Origin of the sequence: Anatilimnocola aquadivae (genome assembly GCF_049819085.1) — a bacterium.
Lineage (GTDB): Bacteria > Planctomycetota > Planctomycetia > Pirellulales > Pirellulaceae > Anatilimnocola.
Window position 1 is genome coordinate 5311153 of record NZ_CP187419.1, and the last position, 15799, is coordinate 5326951.

Annotated in this window: 12 protein-coding genes; 10 read left to right on the forward strand and 2 right to left on the reverse strand. The window is 58.1% G+C overall.

Annotated elements, in window-relative coordinates:
• Positions 1-42 precede the first annotated feature (42 nt).
• The 6 genes from atpA to NA78x_RS21010 all read left to right on the forward strand — a co-directional run bounded on the left by atpA (position 43) and on the right by NA78x_RS21010 (position 6886).
• Positions 43-1563: a F0F1 ATP synthase subunit alpha gene (gene atpA, locus NA78x_RS20985; protein WP_425614333.1), complete on the forward strand. Its 1521-nt coding sequence runs from the start codon at positions 43-45 to the stop codon at positions 1561-1563.
• A 68-nt stretch (positions 1564-1631) separates the two neighbouring features.
• Positions 1632-2522, forward strand: coding sequence for an ATP synthase F1 subunit gamma (atpG, locus tag NA78x_RS20990; protein WP_425614334.1), 891 nt, complete (start codon positions 1632-1634; stop codon positions 2520-2522).
• A gap of 69 nt (positions 2523-2591) precedes the next feature.
• Positions 2592-4043, forward strand: coding sequence for a F0F1 ATP synthase subunit beta (gene atpD / locus NA78x_RS20995; RefSeq protein WP_425614335.1), 1452 nt, complete (start codon positions 2592-2594; stop codon positions 4041-4043).
• A 56-nt stretch (positions 4044-4099) separates the two neighbouring features.
• Positions 4100-4504: an ATP synthase F1 subunit epsilon gene (atpC, locus tag NA78x_RS21000; protein WP_425614336.1), complete on the forward strand. Its 405-nt coding sequence runs from the start codon at positions 4100-4102 to the stop codon at positions 4502-4504.
• 124 nt (positions 4505-4628) lie between these two features.
• A complete protein-coding gene (locus NA78x_RS21005; RefSeq protein ID WP_425614337.1) occupies positions 4629-6218 on the forward strand; it encodes a leucine-rich repeat domain-containing protein in 1590 nt (529 codons plus the stop codon).
• A gap of 56 nt (positions 6219-6274) precedes the next feature.
• Positions 6275-6886, forward strand: coding sequence for a hypothetical protein (locus tag NA78x_RS21010; protein WP_425614338.1), 612 nt, complete (start codon positions 6275-6277; stop codon positions 6884-6886).
• Between the two features lie 10 nt (positions 6887-6896).
• Here NA78x_RS21010 and larC read toward each other — a convergent pair whose 3' ends face one another.
• Complete coding sequence (gene larC, locus NA78x_RS21015; RefSeq protein ID WP_425614339.1) at positions 6897-8081, reverse strand: nickel pincer cofactor biosynthesis protein LarC; 1185 nt, start codon at positions 8079-8081, stop codon at positions 6897-6899.
• Positions 8082-8387: 306 nt separating this feature from the next.
• A complete protein-coding gene (locus NA78x_RS21020) occupies positions 8388-9065 on the reverse strand; it encodes an SOS response-associated peptidase (RefSeq protein WP_425614340.1) in 678 nt (225 codons plus the stop codon).
• Between the two features lie 137 nt (positions 9066-9202).
• Here NA78x_RS21020 and NA78x_RS21025 point away from each other — a divergent pair, with 137 nt between their 5' ends.
• From NA78x_RS21025 to NA78x_RS21040, 4 genes are all read left to right on the forward strand, one after another.
• Positions 9203-9937: an ImuA family protein gene (locus NA78x_RS21025; RefSeq protein ID WP_425614341.1), complete on the forward strand. Its 735-nt coding sequence runs from the start codon at positions 9203-9205 to the stop codon at positions 9935-9937.
• Positions 9840-11300 (forward strand): Y-family DNA polymerase, encoded by a 1461-nt coding sequence (locus NA78x_RS21030; protein ID WP_425614342.1) that lies wholly within the window; start codon positions 9840-9842, stop codon positions 11298-11300. The genes NA78x_RS21025 and NA78x_RS21030 overlap by 98 nt, the downstream gene beginning before the upstream one ends.
• A 2-nt stretch (positions 11301-11302) precedes the next feature.
• Positions 11303-14410 (forward strand): error-prone DNA polymerase, encoded by a 3108-nt coding sequence (locus tag NA78x_RS21035; protein ID WP_425614343.1) that lies wholly within the window; start codon positions 11303-11305, stop codon positions 14408-14410.
• Between the two features lie 286 nt (positions 14411-14696).
• Positions 14697-15719 carry a DUF1559 domain-containing protein gene (locus tag NA78x_RS21040; protein WP_425614344.1) on the forward strand — a complete coding sequence of 341 codons (1023 nt, stop codon included), beginning with the start codon at positions 14697-14699 and terminating at the stop codon, positions 15717-15719.
• The last annotated feature ends 80 nt before the right edge of the window (positions 15720-15799 follow it).

Here is a 15799-nt window from a genome sequence, read left to right on the forward strand (position 1 = left end):
CGATTCACATCGACGCGCTGCAGGTCGGATTAGAGGTTTGCCATGAAATTCAATGCTGATGAAATTGCCTCGGTCATCCAAAAAGAGATCGAGCACTACGAAAGCCAGATCGACGTTCGCGAAGTCGGCACCGTGCTCGAAGTGGGCGACGGTATGGCCCGCGTCTACGGCCTGTCGAGCGCCATGAGCGGCGAAATGGTCGAGTTTCCCTCGGGCGTTCGCGGCGTGGTGTTCAATCTGGAGGAGAACAGCGTCAGCATCGCCGTGCTCGGCGACTACCTGGGCATCAACGAAGGTGACGAAGTCCGCGCTCTGGGCAAACTGCTCAGCGTGCCGGTCGGCGACGCAGTCATTGGCCGCGTGGTCGATCCGCTCGGCAACCCGCTCGACGGCAAGGGCCCGATCATCACCACCGAGTTCCGTAACGTCGAAGGAACCTCGCCCGGTGTAGCCGAACGTCAGCCGGTGAAAGAACCGCTGCAGACCGGTATCAAGGCCATCGATGCGATGACCCCGATCGGTCGCGGTCAACGCGAACTGATCATCGGCGACCGCAAAACTGGCAAGACCACGATTGCCATCGATACGATCATCAATCAGAAGGGTAAAGGCGTTAAGTGCTTTTACGTCGCGATTGGTCAAAAGGAATCGTCGGTTGCTAACTCCGTCCGCGTGCTCGAAGAGCAAGGTGCGATGGAATACACCACCGTTGTCCTCGCCGGTGCGAGTGCTCCTGCTGCGTTGCAGGTGTATGCCGCTGCCGCTGGTACCGCGATGGCTGAGTTCTTCATGTACAAGGGCGAACATGCCCTGATTGTGTACGACGACTTGTCGAAGCAAGCCACCGCTTATCGCCAGATTTCGCTTCTCGTGCGTCGTCCGCCTGGCCGCGAAGCTTACCCGGGTGACGTGTTCTACAATCACAGCCGTCTGCTGGAGCGTTCTTCGAAGATGTCGAAGGAACTCGGCGGTGGCTCGCTCACTTCGCTGCCGATCATCGAAACGCTCGAAGGCGAAGTTTCGGCCTACATTCCGACGAACGTGATCTCGATCACCGACGGTCAGATTTACCTCCAGCCCGACTTGTTCTTCAAGGGTGTTCGCCCGGCGATGAACGTCGGTATCTCGGTGTCTCGCGTGGGTGGTTCGGCTCAGATCAAGGCCATGAAGGCTCGCGAAGTGGCCGGTGGTTTGCGTTTGGCTCTTGCCGCGTTTCGCGAACTCGAAGCGTTCGCTCAACTGGGTACCGACCTTGATGCTGCGACCCAAAGCAAGCTCGACCGCGGTTACCGCATGGTCGAACTGCTCAAGCAGCCTCAGTACTCGCCGCTGGACGTGGTCGATCAGATTCTCGTCATCTACACCGCGAACACGGGCGGTATGGACGAAGTGCCGATCAACCAGGTCCGCCGCTTCGAGACCGAGTTCCTCACCTACATGAAGGATCAGAAATCCGCTGCTCGCAACCTGCTGGCCGAGAAGAAGGAACTGACCGCCGAAGTGAAGGACGCGATCAACGCAGCCATCGCCGACTTCAAGAAGCTGTTCAAGAAGAGCGTCTAGTTCTTTGGCTGACGCTTCGGCTGGTCGCATTTCCCACGTAACTAACACTTTCAACATTCGGCAACGTCATGGCCAAAGCGCGGGCACTCGATAAACGCCGCAAATCCATCCGCAATATCCGCAAGATTACGCGGACGATGGAATTGATCGCCACCGCGCGATTCAAAAAGGCGATGGACCGGGCCACCGCGGCCACGGCCTATACCAAAAAGATCACCGAAGTGGTCGCTGGTCTGGCCAAGGCCGGCCTCAAGGTCAGCCATCCGCTGCTCGAATCGCATCCCGAAACGAAGAACGCCACGTTGCTCGTCCTCACAGCCAATCGTGGTTTGTGCGGGGGTTACAACGGCAGCGTTCTGCGTGCTGGTCTCGCCCGGCTCGAAGAACTGAAACGCACCGTCCCCAGCGTGCGAGTCGAAGTCTCCGGCAAGCGTGGTTTGGCCGCCTTCAAATTCCGCAAGTTGGCGGTGGACGAAGGCTACACCAAGTTCGAGGATCAGCCAAAGTTTGAAGACGTTGAGGCCATCGCCAATCGCTTCCTGGAAATGTACATCACCGGCCAGATCGATCGGCTGGATGTGGCTTACGTCAAGTTCATCAGTGCCTCGCGTCAAACGGCCGTCGTCGAAACGCTGTTGCCTCTCGATTCCATCGGTGGCGCAGACTCGGCAGGTGGCAAAGCGGCTGAAGCTGGCGACACGATGTACGAATTCATGCCTTCGGCCGAAAGCATCCTGGAAGAAGTCGTTCCGGCCAGCTTTCGCGCCAAGCTGTTCAAGTGTTTCCTCGATGCCGCGGTCAGCGAACAGATCGCCCGCATGGTCGCCATGAAGTCGGCCACCGAGAACGCTTCGGAAATGATCAAGTCCCTGTCGACGACTTACAATCGCGCTCGCCAGTCGCAGATTACCGGCGAAATCATGGAAATCATCGGCGGCGTGGAAGCCCTGAAGAAATAGCGACGAACCGCTCCCCGCATACTTAAACCAACACAACCGCAAACGCATCGTTTTTAGTAGAGCACACCCATGGCAACTGCAACCGCTCCCACCACGAACGTCGGCCGCATCACTCAGGTGGTCGGTGCGACTTTCGACGTCGAATTTCCTGAAGATCAAATGCCCGCGATCTTCAACGCCGTCACCGTCACTTCGAAGCACAAAGGCCTCGAGATCGACCTGACCGGTGAGATCCAGCAGCAGATTGGTGGCGGTCGCGTCCGCTGCGTCGCCCTGGGCAGCACCGAAGGTTTGTATCGCGGCATGGAAGTCATCGACACCGGTGGCCCGGTAAAGGTGCCCGTCGGTGAAGGTACCCTCGGCCGCGTGTTCAACCTGCTCGGCAAGCCTATCGATGGTCGTGGTCCAGTCACCGCTTCGGATTACTGGTCGATCCATCGCGACGCTCCCAAGCTGGCCGACCTGTCTTCGAGCACCGAAGTGTTCGAAACGGGTATTAAGGTTATCGATCTGCTCACCCCGTTCGTCCGCGGTGGTAAGGCTGGTCTGTTCGGTGGTGCCGGTCTCGGTAAGACCGTTATTCTCACCGAGCTCATCGCTCGTATTGCTTCGCAGCACGGTGGTTACTCGGTGTTCGCCGGCGTGGGTGAACGTACCCGCGAAGGAACCGACCTCTGGCTCGAAATGCAGGAAACCGAAATCGGTTCGACCGGCCGCAAGGTTATCGAACAAACGTGCATGGTGTTCGGCCAGATGAACGAGCCACCAGGTGCCCGTCTTCGCGTTGCTCTCTCGGCTCTCACCATGGCCGAATACTTCCGCGATTCAACCGGTAAAGACACGCTGCTGTTCGTCGACAACATCTTCCGCTTCTCGCAAGCCGGTTCGGAAGTGTCCGCGCTCCTCGGTCGTATGCCTTCAGCGGTGGGTTATCAACCAACCCTCGCTACCGAAATGGGTGCTCTGCAAGAGCGTATCGCTTCGACCAAGAAGGGTGCTATTACCTCGGTGCAAGCCGTGTACGTTCCGGCTGACGATCCAACCGACCCTGCTCCTGCGACCGCGTTCGGTCAGCTCGATGCGTTCCTTTACCTCGAACGTTCGATCTCGGAAAAGGGTATTTACCCGGCGGTGGATCCGCTCGCTTCGTCCAGCCGCTTGCTCGATCCCCTACTCGTGGGCGAAAAGCACTACGCTGTCGCTCGCCGCGTCCAAACGACCCTGCAACGGTATCGCGAACTGCAAGACATCATTGCGATTCTTGGTGTCGACGAATTGTCGGAAGAAGACAAACTGGTCGTGCATCGTGCCCGCCGCATCGAACGCTTCCTCTCGCAGCCGTTCTTCGTCGCCGAAGTCTTCACGGGCAAGAAGGGTGAATACACTCCGATTGCCGAGACGATCCGCAGCTTCGATGAACTGTGCAGCGGCAAGTGGGATCACCTCCCGGAAGATGCGTTCATGTACGTCGGCCCAATCGAGCAAGCCGAAGAACAATACAAGAAGTCGCTCAAGAAGTAGTCGCTGCCGATTGTTGAGTTCGTCTGCTTCAGCGGGTTTATTCGTGTAGGTTAGTCATGGCCAAGATGTTGCAAGTCGTCGTCGTCACGCCGGAACAAACGGCCCTCGAACAAGAGGCTGAGTTTGTCGCGCTGCCGCTGTATGACGGCGAAATTGGCATCGGGATCGACCACAGCCCGCTGATCGGCCGCCTCGGCTTCGGCGAGATGCGCATCAAGACCGCCGGCAAAGAAGTGCGTTATTACATCGACGGCGGCTTCGTCCAGGTCGTCGATAACGTCGTCTCGGTTCTCACAAACCGCGCTGTTCCCGCCGCCAAGATCAACCTGGCTGCTGTCGAAGCCGCTCTGGCAGCCGCGCAAGCTCGTCCCGCCAACACCGACGAGCTGCTCGCTATTCGCGACCGCGCCGTCCTTCAAGCCCGCGCTCAAATACGCGTCGCCAAGCACGCCCGGGCCTAGCTTTCCTAAGCAAAACGATTCTTGCGAGGACGATGTCCTCGTGGCCAACTCGCATTCTCGGTTTCAACGTGCAAACCGATTGCAAAGCAGTTATTCTTGGGCCGTCGTAACATGGTGTTACGACGTGAGTTTCACAAGACTGCCGAGTCAGCTGATGCAGCTTCATCGTCGTTCGTTGCCGTTCCTCTTGGCGGTTGTCTGCGCCGCAAGCTGCAGCCCGCGCGAGAAGCAACAACGGTCCCCTGTCCAGATTGCTGGTGCAGACAAGGCTGCCCCCATTCCCAACTTTCTTCCTGCAGAGATGGAAACACGAGCAGATATGGCAAGAAAGAACTTGAGTTTCAAGGCAGCGCTCACTGCGAATAAAGGGGACTTTGCGGCAGCGCTGCAGGCAATCGGCCTGGAGGTAGAAGTTGACGATCAGGGTGAGGTGACTCGAATCATCGACGCGATGTTACGCGGTAGTTTGAACGACGAAGAGTTTGCTCTGCTCGCGCAAATGCCAAAGCTTGAAGACATCTGGCTCCGTGGGGCAAAGATCACCGACGATGGACTCGCGGCACTAGAAAAGATGCCACGACTGAAGCGTCTATCGCTTGCCGCCGAGAATTTGACCGATCGGGGCCTCATCCATTTGCGGCACCTGCCGGAACTGACGACGTTGCATCTCGAAGAAACCAAGATCACCGGCAGTGGCCTCGTTCATATCCCCAACCCGCAGTTGCTGACGTGGGTCGGTTTCACTGACTCGCCATTGACCGACGAGGGCCTGAAACAGGTCGGTGCATTCAGCCAGATGACGACGCTTGGATTGTGGGGAACCAAGGTGACCGACGCCGGGTTGCCACATTTGAAGCGTTGCCAGCAATTGCAGCGATTGTCGTTGTACCGAACTGCAATCACCAACGATGGTCTGAAGTTGCTCACCGAGTTGCCTCAGTTGAAGAACTTGCAACTTTCCGAGACCAAAGTCAACGACGCGGGCTTGCCGCTGCTGTTGGCCTTGCCTCATCTGAAAGAGGTCGAGTTCGGCAGTGAGCAAATCGAAGTCGCCACGCTAGAGAAGCTCGTGGCCGCAGGAATAGAGGTTCGTCACGGCCAATTGCTGAACGTACGCCGCACCGAGAACCTGCTGCGCTATGTGGGCATGGACTTCGAAGTCGATACCGAGGCATCCTCTTTGGTGGCTTACGTCGAAGTGGGAAATCCAAACGTGGGATATCGCCTCGAAATCCAATGCACCGATCGTTACGTTCCCGATCATATGCAACCTGCCCACTTAGAGGGGCCACCGTTTGGTTTCAATAAAGGCTGGCAAGCACTGGTAGGCGAGCAGTTTAAAGTCTCCTTCAAGAAGGGTGAACTACATCCCGTCCTCCCCGACAATCCATGTAACATCTATGTGGGATGGCACGCCGCCCCGGACGATCACCGGATTGAATTTCAGCAGCGCAATGGCAACCGCTTTTTGATCGACTGGCACTGTGATGCGCGCGAGTCTGAAGACGATGACCCGGTGCCGGTTTGGGTCTCGGCGGAGATTCCGTTTACCGAAGTGCGACTGATTTCTGCCTCCAAGCTTACGCCCGAGCTCGCCAACAGCGAAGCCGCCAAGCACTTCAAGCTCGCCGAATTCGAGGCTCCGGAAGTCGAAAATAACGAGCATTTTCACCGGGCGACCTTCCGCGTGAAAGCGACGAGCGATCGCCATTGAGAAACTGGCTTTTGCATTCGTCACCCACGGCCCAACGAGCTTGATGCCAAGCAGCCATGCAAGAACCGTCTGCGCCCTGGCGACCACCACAATTCAGCCTGCGCACGATTCTGATCGCGTTGTTGCTGGTGGCGCTGGCGATCGTGAATTGGAAGTTCTTTTTCTATTGGGCGGTGGTTGCCCAATTTGGGATGTTCTTCTGGCCTACCTTCTTGCTCTTCGGGCTACTCGCCTGGAACTTGGGACAATTGGGACCGCCCGCACTCGTGCCGCGTAGCAAACTCGCCACCGTACTCGCCATTGCCTGGCTGTTGCTGCTTACAGCGATCTGTCTCTACAGCCTGCTGATTCGCTACCGCTGGAGTGTGATGGACGCCTACTTTGGCATTCCTGTGCGGCCATTTCCCTTTCCCGATTACCAATTGCATGGCTACGAGAGGTGGCTCGATAAGCAGTACCCAGCGCTGGGATACATCAAACTACGCGGCGAGTCCACGAAGGTTTGGCTGACCGTGAACCCATTGTGTTGGGCGGCTGCAGCGATGTTGGCGTTCCAACTCGGCCTCTCTCTGAAGGTTGAACGTCGCTTCTTGCTGATACCGGTCTGCCGGCGACTCTGGGAGAGAGTCGAGCAGTTCATCGTCCCCAGGCCAATGCCTCCGCGGTGAGACAGGCTGGTCACGAACTGCTGGCTGTTCCCTGCTGATAGGTCCGCAGGGCCAGATCGTATACATCTTTCAGCGGGACGTTTCTCGCGGCAGCGATAGTCCGGCAGCTTTCAAATTCGGGACTAAAGCTGGTGGTCCCGTCGCTAAGGACAGCCAGTTTTCCCAGCACTTCGCCCCATTCGGTCTGAATGGTGTGAGCGCGGCGTTCTAGCTTGTGGCGACTCGCGGGCCAGCGACGAATGCCAAGCGTCCCGGTTTCCTTAAACAGAATCTTCTCCATCTTGGCGATCAATTCGGGCTGGCAAAGAACAGTCACCAGCACGCCCGGACGATTCTTTTTCATCTGAATCGCCGTGGTATAGACATCGAGCGCGCCGGCCTCGAAAAGCTTGGCGGTGCAATGCCCGATCACTTCGCCGCTGATGTCGTCGAGGTTCGTCTCCAGCACCCAGACTTGGTCACTGAGCAAATGTTCGTCGACTTCGCCGACGATCAGCCGCAGCAGGTTGGGCTGCTCTTTCAAATCTCTGTCACCAGCCCCCAGGCCGATCGTGCGAATCATCATCGCCGGCAAAGGGCCAAATTCATCGGCTACGGTGGCAATAATCGCCGCGCCAGTAGGAGTGGTCAACTCGAACGGCACATGCGAGGCCGCGAGCGGAATCCCCTTCAGAATCTCGGCGACCGCTGGGGCGGGCACACTAACGCGGCCATGTTCGATTTCGATGAAGCCCGTCCCTGTCGGCACCGGCGAGCAGACGATGCGATCGACGCCAAGGAGCGACAGACCGATGGCACTGCCGACGACATCCGCGATGGAATCGACCGCACCGACTTCATGAAAGTGAACCTTTCGCAAGGTGCTGCCGTGTACGCGTGCTTCGGCTTCGCCGATGCAGGTGAAGATGCGGCGGGCGAGGTCCTTTTGTGTTTGCGTCAGGACGGTGCTCGCGTCGATCTTCTCGACGATGTGGTGCAAGTGCCGGTGGGCCTGCTCCTTGGGATGATCGATGCTGACCTTCTGCCCGCGAAAGCCTTTGCGTTTCACTTCGGCCACGCTGAACTGAATCTGCGTGAAGCCCAGCGAATCAACGCCGGCCTGAATCGCCGCCAGGTCGACACCACAGTCGACGAGTGCTCCGAGGGTCATATCGCCGCTGATCCCGCTGGCACAATCGAAGTAGGCAATTTTCATGGCAGGCAATGCAGTCGAGTTTAAAAACGAGGAGGGCTATAGCAGGCTGAATCGTACTGTTGAACCTGCGCAAAGAAAACCCGCCGCAGTGGCTCGCACGTACTGAGACTTACGTCGCAGAAGAATGGGCGACCATCAAAACGGGGGGCGTTCAACAATTGGGCCCATTGTTGAACAGCAGGTGGCGTATCTCTCGGGGTTTACTGGCAATGTGTGTTCAACAATCCGAGCCCAGGTTGAACACTTACGTTCTTTTTAGCTCGCGCATTTCCGGTTCGTGTTTGACGTAAGTCGGCGCAGCGCGCGTCAGCCATCTTTGGGCAGCAACGACTTTTGGGGCGATCTCGGGCCGATGCACTCGGGGCCTTGATGCCGCGGGTCGTTGAGCCAGGTCGTGTTTTCGAAAGCTTCCATGCGCTCGGGCGGGAAGGGGATCAGTGGGATTTCGTCGCCGCGCAGCCAGCCGTCGTAGTCACGCTCGTCCAAGATCACGGGCATTCGGTCATGGACCTTGCTGGCCAACGCATTGGCCTCAGTAACGATGACCGCGCACGATTCGAGTGGCTCGCCTTCTTTGTCCCAGCGTTCCCACAGACCCGCGAGTGCGAAGGGCTTGCCACCATCCACTTGATACCGCGTGGGTAGCCGAGCTTTTTTCGGGCCTTCCCATTCGTGATAGAAATCGGCGACGACCAAGCAACGCCGATGCTGATAGGCACTGCGAAACGCCGGTGCCGTGCGAACTCGCTCGGCCCGCGCCAGAAACGTGCTGTAGGTGGTCTTGCGCGTGGGTGACCAGGACGGAACGAGTTGCCATTGAAACCTGGCAAGTTCCCGCTTGCCGTCGACCAGGCGGACCGCGACCACGTTCATGCCCGGCGTAATGTTGTAAATCGGCTCCCAGCCGATAGCGGGGCTGGGATCCGCCGCGAACTCTTCGGCGATTTGATGCAGGTTTGATTTCTGGGTGATTCTTCCGCACATATCCGTTCCATTCTGGTTGGGGCTCAGGCAGGCAGCAACACCAAGATGTTGGGCTTCGAACCGTTCAGGCTTGCTTTTCAACGACCGCCATGCAAACTGTACGCATGTTCACTATCACTCATTGAGGAGAGACTGCCTTGCCGGATCGAGATGACATTCTGGCTGCTCTGCAAGCGCAACTGCAGACCGGGGTAAAGAACTCTGCTGCGGCAGAAGTGATTCCCACCGGCAGCCGGGCTTTCGATTCTGCACTGGGAGGCGGCTGGCGACGAGGAACCTTGATCGAATGGCTCGGCGATGCCGGAGGCGGGGCAACTCTGCTCGCCTTGATCGCTGCGCGCCAAGCCTGCCAGGCAGGACAAAAATATATCGTGGTCGATCAACACCGGCGCTTCTATCCACCGGCTGCAGCGGCGCTGGGCTGTGACCTGCGAACCATCGTCGTGGTCTGCCCAGCTACCAGGCAAGATCTGGATTGGGCGTTGAATCAAACGCTGAGCTGTCCCGCGATCGCCGCGGTGTTGTGTTGGCCCGATCAACTCACCGATCGAGCCTTTCGTCGCTGGCAGTTGGCGGCGGAAAAAGGCCGCAGCCTGGGTCTGCTCGTGCGTTGTCCCTCGGTGATTCGCGAACCCTCGTGGGCTGACGTGCGTTTGCTGATACAAGCCGTTTGCTCGGCGGGAAGACGGCGATTCAAGGTGGATATCTTGCGCTGCCGCGGAGGCGTCAGTGGTCAATCGGTAGAAGTGGAAATCAGCGAAGAAGGATTACTCCATGACGCGAATCCTGTGCATTCGATTTCCGAACTGGCCGGTGCAACGCCTCTTCAACGCGCGCCCCCAGCTCAAACGCCGCGACGTCGCCGTGTATGAAGAGCGCAAGGGACGCCGAATTGTGGCTTCGAACAAGCTCGACGTTCTTCCCGGCATGCCCGTGGCTGAAGCCGGGAACGTGCAACTTGTACTGTACGATCCACTCGCCGATCTTCGCACCCTCGAACGGATCGCCGAATGGTGCGAGCAGTTCAGTCCTGTGGTCGGGCTGGAAGAAGGTGAGCGCCCGAGCAGCTTGTTTCTCGATATCACCGGCTTGGCACCTATCTTTCATGGTGAAGAGGCCCTCGCCGAGCGAGTCTTCCGAGCCTTCGCGCGCCGGGGCCTAGTCATTTATCTCACGATTGCAGATTCCGTCGGAGCGGCCTGGGGAGCCACCCTGCGCGAAGCGTCGCTTTGCATCGTCGAACCGGGTGATCGTCAAACACTGGCCAGTTTGCCGGTAGAAGCATTACGCCTGTCGCCACCGATCGTTCCGCTGCTCAAGGAGCTTGGCATCCAGCAAGTGGGACAACTGCTGGCTCTTCCTCGCGACAGCTTACTCGCGCGATTCGGGCAGCAGTTGCTCAATCGGCTCGATCAGGCCACTGGTGACAGGCCCGAGCCCATCGCGATCCATCGCGCAGTGCCCGATATGATCGCGGAACGTCAATTTGAAGATCCCGTCGAAAGTCGAAGCTTCCTGGAAGGTGTGCTTGCGGAACTCGTTAGCGATGTCTCTCGCGAGCTTGTCGCTCGGCAACACGGAGCCATTCAACTCGAATGCAAGCTGGTGTCTGCCAAGGATAACGTACACCTCTTGGTGGGCCTGTTTGAAGCCAGCAATAACCCACGGCACTTGCTGGAATTATTGCGAACACGGCTGGAACGCTGCGTCCTCCCTGGACCGGTCGTCTCGATTCGACTGGCGGTGTTGCTTTCTGCCCGATTGGTTTATCGACAGCGCGAATTGTTTGCCTCGAACCATGATCGCGAGCGTGAGTTAGCCCTGCTGATCGATCGGCTCAGTAGTCAGCTTGGCCGCGAAGCGGTCTTGCGCCCCGCGCTCGCTGCCGACGCTCAGCCCGAGTACGCCTATCGCTATGAAATCTTAGCCGGCAATGTCAAACGCCCAGCGGCAACGGACAAGCGGAAGTTGCCCGATCGTCCGCTGCTCATGGAACCTCGCCCGATCCAGCTCGAAGTGCTGTCGATCGCCCTCGAGGGGCCACCGATGCAGTTTCGCTTTCAAGGCGAGCAACATCGCACGCGGCAAAGTTGGGGCCCCGAGCGAATTCAAACAGGCTGGTGGCGCGGCCAATACATCCGCCGCGATTACTACCGCGTCGAGAGCGAGCAGGGGCGTCGCTACTGGTTGTTTCGCAGCCGGGGTAAATGGTTTTTGCACGGGATCTTTGACTAGCCATGCCTGAACAACACGACGAGAAACGACCCATTCAACTTCATCCGATCGCGCGAGCGCCGGGGTCGGGCCGGCAGTATGCCGAACTGCACTGCAAAACGAACTTCTCATTTTTAGAAGGGGCTTCGCATCCCGATGAACTGGTCAACCGAGCTGCGGAACTCGACTACGCAGCGCTCGCCATTACAGATCGCAACAGCTTGGCCGGCGTGGTCCGGGCGCATGGAGCAGCCAAGCAAGTTGGTCTGAAGTTACTTATTGGCGCAGAGATCACTCCCGACGATGCCTGCGCAGCCGTCTTGCTCGCCACCGACCGCCGGGCCTACGGGCAACTCGCTCGTCTCATTACCGTGGGCCGACGTAATGCTCCGAAGGGGGAATGCCAACTGACGTTCCACGACTTGGCGGAACATGCCGAAGGGCTGTTGGCTTGCGTGGTGGAACCGCACACAGATGTATCTCGCTATCGAGAAGTTTTCGGCGATCGTTGTTATCTGCTCACTGCTCTGCACTACGGCTCTCGTGATGAAGAACAATTAGACCATGCCCTGCGCTTGGCCAAACAGGCTCGAGTTCCCGTTGTCGCCGCTGGGGGCGTTCATTTTCATCATCCCGACCGCCGACCTTTAGCCGATGTGCTCACCGCGACGCGTGCGGGTTGCACGGTCGTTGAAGCGGCGGAGCTGTTGCTACCCAACGCCGAACGTCATTTGAAATCGCCTCAGGAAATGGCGGAACTGTTTGCCCGCGTTCCGGCTGCCGTTCGCCGAACCATCGAGATTGCCGACCGTTGCACTTTCTCGCTCGATGACCTGCGCTACGAATACCCAGAGGAACTTGCGCCGCGCGGAGAATCGCTGTCAGAGTATCTGGCAAGGTTGACGTGGGAAGGGGCGAAAACGCGTTACCCGGCGGGCATCACCGAGAAAGTCCGGCAACTGATCGAGCATGAACTGAGGATCATTGGCCAGCTTCATTACGAAGCCTACTTTTTAACCGTCTGGGACCTGGTTTGCTTTGCTCGCTCGCGCGGCATTCTTTGCCAAGGACGCGGTTCGGCGGCCAACTCGACCGTTTGTTTCTGCCTGGGTGTCACTGCGGTCGATCCCGACCGGATGGAGGTACTGTTCGAGCGATTCATCAGTGTAGAGCGGAACGAAGCGCCCGATATCGATATCGATTTTGAGCACGAGCGGCGTGAAGAGGTGTTGCAATACCTCTACGAGAAGTACGGCCGCGAGCGCGCCGGGATCGTCGCCGAAGTCATTACCTACCGCCCGAAGTCGGCAGTCCGAGATGTCGGCAAAGCGCTTGGTCTGTCACTCGACGGTGTCGACCGTTTCGCCAAGCTGCTCGACAGCTACCATGCCGAAAAAACGAGTGCGAGGTTGCAGCAAGCGGGGCTCGATACGGAATCGCTGATTGGTCAGCAGCTGCAAACTCTCGTGGGCCAACTGGTTGGTTTTCCTCGCCATCTTGGTCAACACGTGGGTGGCATGGTGATGACGCAAGGTCCGCTCTGCGAACTAGTTCCCATTGAGAACGCCGCGATGCCAGGGCGGACCGTCATCGAATGGGACAAGGATGATCTCGACGAACTGGGCATCCTCAAGGTGGACTGCCTTTCGCTGGGGATGCTGACTGCCATTCGCAAAAGTTTTGAGCTGATCCATCAGCACGGCGGACCAGAGCTCACGCTGGCCGATATTCCCGAAGGAGACAAGCCGACTTACGAGATGATTTCGCGGGCCGACACGATGGGTGTGTTTCAAATTGAGAGCCGCGCGCAAATGAGCATGTTGCCGCGGCTAAAGCCTGAATGCTTTTACGACCTGGTGATCGAGGTCGCAATCGTCCGCCCGGGGCCCATTCAAGGGAACATGGTTCATCCTTATTTGCGGCGGCGCGCCGGTGAAGAGCAGGTGACCTATCCCAATCCGGAGATCGGCGAGGTTCTAAAGAACACGCTCGGTGTGCCGCTCTTTCAAGAGCAGGCCATGCGGCTGGCGGTGGTGGCCGCTGGTTTTACCCCCGGTGAAGCTGACCAACTGCGACGCGCCATGGCAGGGTGGCGACGTCCCGGGCTGATCGGAGAGTTTCGCAAAAAACTGATCGAGGGGATGCTGGCGAAGGGATTGACGCCCGAGTTTGCAGAATGCGTTTTCAATCAGATCAAAGGGTTTGGCGAATATGGCTTCCCGGAGTCGCACGCCGCGAGCTTCGCGCTGCTCGCCTATGCTTCGGCCTGGCTCAAGTGCCACTATCCGGCCGCCTTTTGCGCCGCCCTGCTGAACAGCCAGCCCATGGGTTTCTATGCGCCGGCTCAGCTGGTGCGAAATGCCCAGGAACATGGAGTGACGGTCTTGCCGGTGGATGTAAACCACAGCGATTGGGACTGTACGCTGGAACAAGGGGCATTGCGTCTCGGCTTGCGCTCGATTTCAGGACTCTCGCAGTTGCACGGAGATCGCATCGCGCAAACCAGGCCGTTTCGTTCCATCGCAGACTTTGGCTGTCGCTCGGAACTCGGCAAATCCGTGATCAAACTGCTGGCGAGCGCCGATGCCTTTCAATCGGTGGCATTGGATCGGCGACAGGCACTCTGGCAGTCGCTGGCTCAAGAGAAGCAGTTGCCCTTGCTCGCGGGCTTGGATGACGACGAGAACCTGCCCACAGCATTGCCGCAGATGAGCGGCCTCGAGCAAGTGTTGGCCGATTATCGAACCAAGGGGATGTCGCTGCGTGCCCACCCCATCTCCTTCTTCCGCGAACAACTAGACTCTCTGCACATCACCCCGGCAGCGAAATTGGCCGACACCGAGGACGGTACGTTCGTGCGCGTAGCAGGCCTGGTCCTCGTCCGCCAGCGCCCCAGCACGGCCAAAGGAATCACCTTCGTCACGCTCGAAGACGAAACCGGCGTCGCCAATCTCATCATAAAGGTGGACGTCTGGGAGCGTTACTACCAGGTGGCTCGCACCGCGTCTTCGCTGATCGCCTCGGGAAGATTGCAACATCAGAAAGGTGTGATCCACGTGCTCGTGGCAAAAATGGAGCATCTTGCCGGCCGCGTGGGGGAAATGAAGTCTCAGTCCAGAGACTTTCATTAGCATCCGCTCCAAGCTTCATCCGCGGCACATAACCAATTTTTGAGATCAGCGGTCACCCCAGTCCGCTCGGCGTCGTTACCACTTCGCGGGACCAGTTCTTAAGAAGCTCAGCCTTTTTTCTACTAAAAATGCTTGAAACAGAGATGCTTGCAGCACGTAGACTTGGGAGATTTTCAGGGGCGAAATTACTTTGCTAACGAAAAATGGATCGTTAGAATTGCCCGTGTTCACTGCGGCTTGTCCATGCGGCGTGTGAAACCTCTCTTCTCATTCAAGGTCTTATCAAATGCCTCTCTCTCATCGCAAGGCTCCGGGCTTTACGCTCGTCGAGCTGCTGGTTGTGATTGCCATCATTGGAGTGCTGGTCGCCCTGCTCTTGCCTGCCGTGCAAGCCGCGCGTGAGTCCGCCCGTCGGGCCTCGTGCATGAATAACTTGCGGCAACATGGACTGGCAACGCAAAACTTTCACGATACGCAGTTGTATCTGCCGCCGTTGCGCATGGCCGGTGGCGAAGGATGGGCCACCTACTGGGTCTTCATCATGCCGTACATGGAGCAGCGCGCGTTGCAAGAACAATGGAACATGCGGCTCAAGTATGCGGAACAGTCGCAGGTTGCGCGGGAGACCCAAATCAAGAACAACTTTTGTCCTTCGCGTCGCACGAAAGGCCTCAGCAAGAGCGAAGGGTTTGCAGTAGCGGATACTACGCCGCCTCCAGCTGTCGGGACTTCGACCGAGCAACGCTTTAGCGCTGCCAACAATCTACCGGGTTCGGTGGGCGACTACGCAGCCTGCGTGGGCGACATGCGCGGGACGCCTAACAATCCGAGCGCGCAGAATTGGTTCAATACGAACAGCAATGGCGCGATCATCATTGCAACCCCGGTGCCCGCTCCAGCGAATCCGGCTGCTGCCGGCTTTCAAGTAACCATGTGGTCCAGCAACACTCGCCTGGCGTCGATTGAAGATGGTACCAGCAACACCTTTCTGGTTGGCGAGAAGCATGTGCCGAACAAAATGTTCGGCATGTTGAAAGTCGGCGATGGCCCGATCTATAGCGGTGCCTGGTCAGCCTTTCCCGGTCGCATTGCCGGCATCGAAGATCCGCTCGCGCGGGGCCCGGACGATCTCACGCCCAGCGCTGGCGTCGTCGACGGCATCTTCGCTCGCAAGTTCGGCAGCTTTCATCCCGGCATCTGCCAATTTGTGTTTTGTGATGGCAGCACACGCAGCATCAAAACGTCGATCGACAGCATCAACCTGCGTGCGCTGGCCGTGCGCAACGATGGCGAAGTCGCCAACGACTAATCACTGGCGAGAAGCATTTCTGCCTGTCCACCTCACCGTCGCTGGCTAGTCGATGACGAGGCTCGTTTTTGATTCCTGTC

Excerpts from the sequence above, each read along its gene's own strand:
- atpA (WP_425614333.1), top strand. The coding sequence starts at position 43 with ATGAAATTCAATGCTGATGAAATTGCCTCGGTCATCCAAAAAGAGATC.
- atpC (WP_425614336.1), top strand. The coding sequence starts at position 4,100 with ATGGCCAAGATGTTGCAAGTCGTCGTCGTCACGCCGGAACAAACGGCC.
- NA78x_RS21010 (WP_425614338.1), top strand. The coding sequence starts at position 6,275 with ATGCAAGAACCGTCTGCGCCCTGGCGACCACCACAATTCAGCCTGCGC.
- atpD (WP_425614335.1), top strand. The coding sequence starts at position 2,592 with ATGGCAACTGCAACCGCTCCCACCACGAACGTCGGCCGCATCACTCAG.
- NA78x_RS21020 (WP_425614340.1), bottom strand. The coding sequence starts at position 9,065 with ATGTGCGGAAGAATCACCCAGAAATCAAACCTGCATCAAATCGCCGAA.
- atpG (WP_425614334.1), top strand. The coding sequence starts at position 1,632 with ATGGCCAAAGCGCGGGCACTCGATAAACGCCGCAAATCCATCCGCAAT.
- NA78x_RS21035 (WP_425614343.1), top strand. The coding sequence starts at position 11,303 with ATGCCTGAACAACACGACGAGAAACGACCCATTCAACTTCATCCGATC.
- NA78x_RS21040 (WP_425614344.1), top strand. The coding sequence starts at position 14,697 with ATGCCTCTCTCTCATCGCAAGGCTCCGGGCTTTACGCTCGTCGAGCTG.
- larC (WP_425614339.1), bottom strand. The coding sequence starts at position 8,081 with ATGAAAATTGCCTACTTCGATTGTGCCAGCGGGATCAGCGGCGATATG.
- NA78x_RS21030 (WP_425614342.1), top strand. The coding sequence starts at position 9,840 with ATGACGCGAATCCTGTGCATTCGATTTCCGAACTGGCCGGTGCAACGC.